Source organism: Actinoplanes sp. NPDC089786, assembly GCF_040684855.1.
GTDB lineage: Bacteria > Actinomycetota > Actinomycetes > Mycobacteriales > Micromonosporaceae > Actinoplanes.
Window position 1 is genome coordinate 1 of the sequence record NZ_JBFBGU010000060.1, and the last position, 9,022, is coordinate 9,022.

A 9,022-nucleotide genomic window follows, 5' to 3' on the forward strand; every position below is an offset into this window, starting at 1 on the left:
CCAGCACCGACTCGATCTCCCCCGGCTCGATCCGGAACCCACGGATCTTCACCTGATCATCCGACCGGCCCGCGAACTCCAGCTGCCCGTCCCGGTTCCACCGGACCACGTCCCCGGACCGGTACATCCGCGACCCCGCCGCACCGAACGGATCGGCCACGAACCGCCCCGCGCTCAACCCCGGCCGGTTCAGGTAACCGCGGGCCACGCCCGCGCCGCCGACGTACAACTCCCCCGCGACACCCGGCGGAACCGGCTGCAACCGGTCGTCCAGCACGTACGCGCCGAGGTCGGGGATGGGCCCGCCGATCAGGCTCGGGGTGCCGGGCCGGGCATGCTCCACGGTCAGCGGCAGGTACGTGGAATGCACCGTCGTCTCGGTGATGCCGTACATGTTCACCAGGCGCGGCGCGGTGTCGGCATGGTGCTGGTACCAATCGGCCAGCCGCGGCAGGTCGAGTGCCTCGCCGCCGAAGACGACCTCGCGCAGAACCAGGTCGCGGCCGAGCCCGGGCTCCTCCCGCTGGGCCGCCATCAGCTGATAGAAGGCGGACGGCGTCTGCATGATCATGGTGACCCGCTCGGCGGCCAGCATGCGCAGGAAGTCGCGCGGCGTACGGGTCACCTCGAACGACGGCACCACGAGCCGGCCGCCGTGCAGCAGGGCGCCGTAGATCTCCCAGACCGAGGAGTCGAACGCGTACGAGTGGAACAGCGCCCAGACGTCCTCGGGCCCCGGCGAGAACCAGGCGTCCGTGGACTCGAACAGCCGGGCCACGTTGCGGTGCGACACGACCACGCCCTTGGGCCGCCCGGTCGATCCGGAGGTGTAGATGACGTACGCGGTGCTGTCCGGGACGACCCGGACCGGCGGCGGGGTGTCCCGGCGACGAGCGGGATCGATCACCAGGACCGGGCCGCCGGCGGTTCTGCTCCGGAATCCGTCCGTCGTCACGGTGATCGCCGGGCCGGCGTCCTCGGTCATCAGGGCGATCCGTTCCGCCGGATACTCCGGGTCGACCGGCAGGTAGGCGGCCCCGGTCTTGAGCACGGCGAGCAGCGCGACGACCAGGCCGGCCGAGCGCGGCAGCAGCAGGGCCACCACGTCGCCGGGTCGCACCCCGCCGTCGACCAGTTCCCAGGCCAGCGCGTTCGCGGCCGCGTCCAGGTCCGCGTAGGAGAGGCTGACGTCCTCGGCGGTCACCGCGACGGCGTCCGGGGTGCGGCGGGGCCACTGGTCGAACAGCTCGATCAGCGTGCGGCCGGCCGGGGCCGGGCCGGGCGGCGCGACCAGCCGTGCGCGTTCCGGTTCGTCGAGGATCGGCAGATCACCCACCCGTACGCCGGGGTCGGACGCGACGGCGTCGAGCACGCGGATCCAGCGCCGGGCCAGGTCCTCGGCCGACACGCAGTCGAAGAGGTCGGTGGCGTACTCCAGGTAGCCGTGCAGCCCGTCCGGGGCGCCGTCACCGGCCCTCCGCTCGAAGACCGACAGGGAGAGGTCGAACTTGGCCGAACCGGTGTTCACCGCGAGCGGGGTGACGTCGAGGCCGGCCAGGTCGAGCGACGCGTCGCCCGGCGTGTTCTGCAGGACCAGGACGACCTGGAACAGCGGCTGGTGGGCGGTCGACCGGGCCGGGTTCAGCACTTCCACGAGGTGCTCGAACGGGACGTCCTGGTGTGCGTACGCGGCGAGGTCCGTCTCCCGGACCCGGCCGAGCAGCTCCTCGAACGTCGGATCGCCCGAGACATCGGTCCGCAGCACCAGCGTGTTCACGAAGAACCCGACCAGATCGTCCAGCGCTTCGTCCGTACGGCCGGCGATCGGCGACCCGATCGGCACGTCCGCCCCGGCGCCGAGACGCGACAGCAACGCCGCCAGTGCGGCCTGCAGGACCATGAACAGGCTGACGCCGTGCGCACGGGCCGTGTCGAGCAGCCGTCGGTGCAGGTCGCCGTCCGTGTGCAGCCCGGCGTAGTCACCGCGGTAGGAGGCCACCGGCGGGCGGGGCCGGTCGGCCGGCAGGCTGATCTGCTCGGGCACCCCGGTCAGCTGTCCGGACCAGTACGCCAGTTGCTCGCCGGCCAGGCTCCCCGGATCCGTCTCGTCGCCGAGCAGTTCGCGCTGCCAGAGGGCGTAGTCGGCGTACTGCACGGGCAGAGGCGACCACGGCGGCACAGCGCCGGCGGCCCTGGCCCGGTACGCGGTCATCAGGTCGCCGGTCAGCGGGCCCATCGACCAGCCGTCGCCGGAGATGTGGTGCAGCAGGACCAGCAGCACGTGGTCGTCGGCCGCGACCCGGAACAGCCGCGCCCGCAACGGGGGCTCGGTGGTCAGGTCGAACGGGCGGGCCGCGGCCGTACGCATCCGGGCCTCGACCTCGTCCGCGGCCGCCTCGGTCACGACCAGGTCCGGTACGGCGTCCAGGACCTGCTGGTACGGGAGGCCGTCACGCTCCGGGAAGACCGTACGCAGACTCTCGTGCCGTCCCGCGAGGTCGTGCAGGGCCGCCCGCAGCGCCGGGACGTCGAGAGCACCGGTCAGCCGCAGCGCCATGGGCATGTTGTAGGTGGCGCTCGGGCCGTCCATCCGGTGCAGGAACCAGAGCCGGCGCTGCGCGAACGACACCGGGATCAGGGCCGGGCGGGCGCGGCGGGTCAGCGGCGGACGGACGCGGCGGTCGCGGTCCAGGCGCTGCGCGAGCCCCGCCACCGTCGGCGTCTCGAACAGGGTGCGGATCGCCATCTCGACACCGAGGGTGGTCCGGATCCGGCTGGCCAGCCGGGTCGCGAGCAGGGAGTGCCCGCCGAGCGCGAAGAAGTCGTCGTCCACGCCGACCACGGGCCGTCCCAGCACCCCGGCGAACAGCTCGGTGAGGATCTGCTCCTGCGGGCTGCGCGGTGCCCGCCCGCGGGGGCCGTCGGTCAGGTCGGGAACCGGCAGCGCCGCCCGGTCCAGTTTGTCGTTCGCGGTCATCGGCAGCACCGGCAGCGGCACGAACGCGGTCGGCACCATGTGCTCGGGAAGCCGTACGGTCAGGTGCTTGCGCAGGTCGGCCGGGTTGATCTCGGCTCCGGCGGTGGGCACGACGTAGGCCACCAGATACTTCTTGCCGGCCTGGTCCTCGCGGGCGATCACGGCGGCCTGGGCCAGGTCCGGGTGCTGGGCCAGGGCGATCTCCACCTCGGCGAGCTCCACCCGGAAGCCGCGGATCTTGACCTGGTTGTCGCCGCGGCCGAGGAATTCCAGGACGCCGCCGGGCAGCCAGCGGACGATGTCGCCGCTGCGGTAGCAACGCGAGCCGGCCGGGCCGTACGGGTCGGCGACGAACCGTTCCGCGGTCAGTGCCGGTCGGCGCAGGTAACCCCGGGCGACCTGCGCCCCGCCGATGTAGAGCTCGCCCGCGACCCCGGGTGGCACCGGACGCAGCCGGTCGTCCAGAACGTGGACGGTCATGTTGGCGATGGGCCCGCCGATCGGCACCGACTGCGGCCAGCCGGACGCGTCGCCGGAGAGACTGTGCACGGTCGCGGCGTGGGTCTCGGCCGGCCCGTAGACGTTGTGCGCCCGATGCCCCGGCCGCCGCTCGTAGAACGCCCGGGTCAGTGCGCTGATCACGAACGCCTCGCCACCCTGCTGGATGTCGGTGAGGCTGTTCAGATGATTGCCCCGGTCCCGGGCCGCCTCGAAGAGCGCGTCGACGGCCACCGTGGGCGCGAACATCTCGTTGATCGCGTGCCGGTCGATCCAGGCGGCCAGTTCCTCGCTGTCGCGCCGGGTGTGGTCGGAGGGCATCGCCAGGGTCTTGCCGGAGACGATCGGCGCCAGGATCTCCTGCAGCGACAGGTCGAAGCCGACCGCGGTGAACTGGGCGGCCCGCGTGCCGACCCCGCCGGGCATGCTGCGGCGGTGCCAGTCGAGGAGGTTGACCAGGCCGCGGACCGGCATCACCACGCCCTTGGGCCGGCCGGTCGAGCCGGAGGTGTAGACCACGTAGGCCGGGTGCTCCGGGTGGACGCGCACGTCGGGGGCGGTGACCGGCTGCGCCCGCAGGGCGGCCCGGACCGGTTCGTCGTCGAGGACGATCCGGGGTACGCCGGCCGGGGTCAGATCGGCGGCGGCGGTCCGGGTCAGCACCAGCTCCGGCCGCCCGTCCTCGATCATCAGGGCGACCCGTTCGGCCGGGTAGGTCACGTCGATCGGCAGGTAGACCGCGCCCGCCTTGAGGATCGCGAGCAACCCGGCGAGCGTGTCGACGGATCGGGGCACGAGCATGGCGACCGGCCGTTCGGGTCCGGCGCCGTGCGACCGCAGGAGATGGGCGAGCCGGTTGACCCGCTCGTCCAGCTGCGCGTAGGTGAGCGACTCGTCGTCGTCGAAGATCGCCACCGCGTCCGGGGTGCGGGCCACCTGGTCCTCGAACATCTGCGGCACGCTCACCCAGGGCACCGGGACGGCCGTGTCGTTCCAGGTCGTCAGCAGTGCGTGCTGCTCGTCCGGGGTGAGCACCGGGGCCAGGCCGACGGGAAGGTCGGGGTCGGCGCTCACCGCGTCGAGGAAGCCGGTGAACCGCTCGGTCAGCGTGGCGACACCGGCCGGCTCGAACAGATCGGTGCGGTACTCGACGATGCCGGTCAGCCCGCCGGTGGGCGAACCGGGATCGGACTCGGTGAGGCTGAAGGTCAGGTCGAAGCGCGAGGTGCCGGTGCCGACCGTGACGTCGTCCACGTGCAGGCCGGGCAGCCGGAGGTCGAGGCCCGGCGCGCTCTGCAGGATCAGCATGACCTGGAAGAGCGGGTGATGCGCGGCCGAGCGGGCCGGGTTGAGCACCTCGACCAGGTGCTCGAACGGCACGTCCTGGTGGGTGTACGCGGCCAGGTCGGTCTCCCGCACCCGGCCCAGCAGCTCGCGGAAGGTGGGGTCGCCGGAGACGTCGGTTCGCAGCACGAGGGTGTTGACGAAGAATCCGATCAGGCCGTCGAGGGCTTCGTCGGTACGCCCGGCGATCGGCGAGCCGAGCGGCACGTCGGGGCCGGCGCCGAGCCGGGACAGCAGCGCGGACAGCCCGGCCTGCAGCACCATGAACAGGCTCGCGCCGCTGTCCCGGGCGATCCGCGTCAACCGCTCGTGCAGGCCGGCGTCGATCCGGAACCGGTGGGTGGCGCCCCGATAGGACGCCACCGCCGGGCGCGGCCGGTCGGTCGGCGGGCCGGCCTGCTCGGGCACGCCGTCCAGCGCCCGTCGCCAGTAGTTGATCTGAGCCGCCAGCACGCTGTCCCGGTCGTTCTCGTCGCCCAGCAGGTCGCGCTGCCAGAGCGTGTAGTCGGCGTACTGCGCCGGCAGCGGCGCCCAGCCCGGGGTCTCCCCGGCCGCGCGGGCGGCGTACGCCGTGGCCAGGTCGGTCGACAGCGGCCGCATCGACCAGCCGTCCCCGGCGATGTGGTGCAGCAGCAGGACCAGGACGTGCTCGGTGTCGGTGACCCGCAGCAGCGTGGCCCGGAGCGGCGGCTCGCTGGTCAGGTCGAACCGATGACGGGCCAGCTCTCCCAGATCCGCCTCGGGGCCGACGACGGTCAGTTCCGGCAGGTCGTCGAGGATCTGCTGATAGGGCACCCCGTCATGGTCGGGGAAGACCGTGCGCAGGCTCTCGTGCCGCAGGGCCAGGTCGCGGACGGCGGCTCGGAGCGCGCCGACGTCCAGCTCGCCGGTGAGCCGCAGGGCCAGCGGGATGTTGTAGGTCGCGCCCGGGCCCTCCAGGCGGTGCAGGAACCAGAGCCGGCGCTGGGCGAAGGAGAGCGGCAGCACCTCGGGGCGCGGCCGGCGGGTCAGCGCCGGGCGACCGGTGGAGGCCTGGGCGAGCTCGGCGGCGAGGCCGGCCACGGTCGGCGCCTCGAACAGGGCGCGGATCGGCATCTCCCGGCCGAGCGTCGCGCGGACCCGGCCGGCCAGCCGCGTCGCGAGCAGGGAGTGCCCGCCGAGCGCGAAGAAGTCGTCGTCCACCCCGACGCTCGTCCGGCCGAGCACGTCGGCGAACAGTTCGGCCAGGATCTGTTCCTCCGGGCTGCGAGGGCCTCGGCTCGCCGGACCGGCGGCCGTTCGCGGTGCGGGCAACGCCGCCCGGTCCAGCTTGCCGTGCACGGTCAGCGGCAGCCGGTCGAGGGCGACGATCGCGGCCGGAACCAGATATCCGGGCAGGCGCCCGCTCAGGTGGCGGCGCAGCTCGGCGGGGCCGGCCGTGCCGGTGACGTAGCCGACGAGGGTGTCGTCCCGCGCGATGACCGCGGCCTGGCCGACCAGCGGATGCGCGGTCAGCGCGGCCTCGATCTCGCCCGGCTCCACCCGCAGGCCACGGATCTTCACCTGGTCGTCGGCGCGTCCCGCGAACTCCACCTGCCCGTCGGCGCCCCAGCGGACCACGTCGCCGGTGCGGTAGATCCGCGAACCGGGGCCGCCGAACGGGTCGGCCACAAAACGCTCGGCGGTTAGCCCGGGGCGGTCCAGGTAGCCCAGGGCCACGCCCACGCCGCCGACGTAGAGCTCGCCGGGCACACCGGGCGGCACCGGACGCAATCTCTCGTCCAGCACGTAGGCGCGGGTGCCGGCGATCGGGCGCCCGATCGGGACCCGTCCGGCTTCCAGGTCGTCGGAGAGGGTCGAGACCACGGTGGCTTCGGTGAGACCGTACGCGTTCACCATCCGCCGCCCGACGGCCCACCGCTCGACCAGGGCCGGTGGGCACGCCTCGCCGCCGACCGCCAGGGTCCGCAGGTCCGGCAGGTCCGTCTCGGGCACGGTGGCCAGCACCGACGGCGGAATCAGGGTGTGGGTGATCCGTTCCCGGGCCAGCAACTCGCCCAGCTCGGCGCCGGCCATCGGACCGGCCGGCGCGATGACCAGCTCGGCGCCCGCGCCGAAGGCCATCGTCAGTTCCATCATCATCGCGTCGAAGCTGGGCGAGGAGAGCTGCAGCACCCGGGCGGAGGCGTCGACGCCGAACCGCCGGATCTGGGCCGACGCCAGCGCCGTGAGGCCGAGGTGCGCAACCACCACACCCTTCGGCACACCCGTCGACCCCGACGTGTAGATCACATAAGCCGCGCTCGACGGGCCGACCACCACCGCAGGCGCATCAACCCGGCCCGCACCCGGGAACGGCTCCGTGACCGTCAGCGCCGCACCCGCGGTCATCAACGCCACCCGCTCAGCCGGAAGCTCCGGATCCACCGGCAGATACGCCGCACCCGCCTTCACCACACCCAGCAGCGCCACCACCAGATCAACCGAGCGCGGCAACATCAACGCCACCACATCACCCGGCCGCACCCCGGACCCCACCAACGACCACGCGACCGCGTTCGCCGCCTCATCCAGGCCGCGATACGACAAACACCGACCCCCACCGGACACCGCCGGCTCCTCCGACCAGCGCCCGACCAGCTCCGGCAACGTCGCCGGAGGCACCTCGGCGGGGGGCCACGCGCCGAGCTGGTCCAGCTCACCGGGCCGGAGGATCTCGACGGCGCCGACCGGCAGCTCGGGGTCGGTCACCATCGCCTCGAGCACCATGACGAAGCGGGCCATCAAGGCGTCGACCGTGCCCGCGTCGAAGAGGTCCGTGGCGTACTCGGCCGTGCCCCGCAGCCCGCCGCCGTGCCGTTCGCCGAGGAAGACGGAGAGGTCCATCCGGGACGTTCCCATGTGGACCGAGCCCAGGTCGCATCGCACGCCCGGCAGGTCGACCTCGGCCGGCCCGCTGTTCTCGACACTCAGCATCACCTGAAACAGCGGCTGGTGCGCGGTGGACCGGGCCGGGTTCAGCACCTCGACCAGGTGCTCGAAGGGCACGTCCTGATGGGCGTACGCGGCCAGATCGGTCTCCCGCACCCGGCCCAGCAACTCCCGGAACGACGGATCCCCGGAAACGTCGGTCCGCAGCACCAGCGTATTCACGAAGAACCCGACCAGATCATCGAGCGCCTCGTCCGTACGACCCGCGATCGGCGACCCGATCGGAATGTCCGGCCCCGCGCCCACACGATGCAACAACACCGCCAACCCGGCCTGCAGAACCATGAACAGACTGACGCCATGCGCACGGGCCGTGTCGATCAGGCGCTGGTGCAACTGTGCGCCGACCTCGAATCCCGCGGTGGCGCCCCGATACGACGCCGTCCTGGGGCGCGGCCGGTCGAACGGCAGGCCGATCGCGTCGGGCACCCCGGCGAGGGCCTCCCGCCAGTACGCGATCTGCCTGGCGAGCACGTCGTCGCGGAGGAACCGCTGCTGCCACAGGGTGTAATCCGCGTACTGCACGGGCAGCGGCGACCAGGACGGCGGCTCTCCGCCCGTGCGGGCGGTATACGCGGTGGCGAGGTCGGTCGTCAGCGGGCGCAGCGACCACCCGTCCCCGGCGATATGGTGCAGCACCAGGGCCAGCGCGTGGTCCATGTCGCCGATCCGCAGCAGCGTCGCCCGCAGCGGCGGCTCGCGGGTCAGGTCGAAGGGCCGCCCGGCCAGGTCCCTCAGGTCCTCGTCGAGGTCGTCCGGGGTCGTGGGCCGCACGTCCAGCTCGGCCACGGTGTCAAGGATCAGCTGGTACGGCACGCCGTCGTGGTCCGGGAACACGGTCCGCAGACTCTCGTGGCGGGCGACCACGTCACGGACGGCCGCGGTCAGGGCGGGCACGTCGAGGGCGCCTTTGATCCGCGCGACCAGCGGCATGTTGTAGGTGGCGCTGGGTCCTTCCATCCGGTGCAGGAACCAGAGCCGGCGCTGCGCGAACGACAACGGCAATACCTCGGGACGCGGCCCCCGGGTCAGCGCCGGCCGGCCCGACTCGGCCCGGGACAACTCGGCCGAGAGCCCGGCCACGGTCGGCGCCTCGAACAACATCCGGATCGGCATCTCCACACCCAGCGTCGCCCGGACCCGGCTGGCCAGACGCGTCGCCAGCAACGAATGCCCGCCCAACGCGAAGAAATCGTCATCCACCCCGACCAGCGGCAGACCCAGCACCTCGGC

Annotated in this window: 1 protein-coding gene; it reads right to left on the reverse strand. The window is 73.0% G+C overall.

Annotated elements, in window-relative coordinates; all coding sequences use genetic code 11:
* Nucleotides 1-9,022: amino acid adenylation domain-containing protein (locus AB0O15_RS47710; protein WP_364334807.1), on the reverse strand; the 9,022-nt coding region annotated here is incomplete at both ends.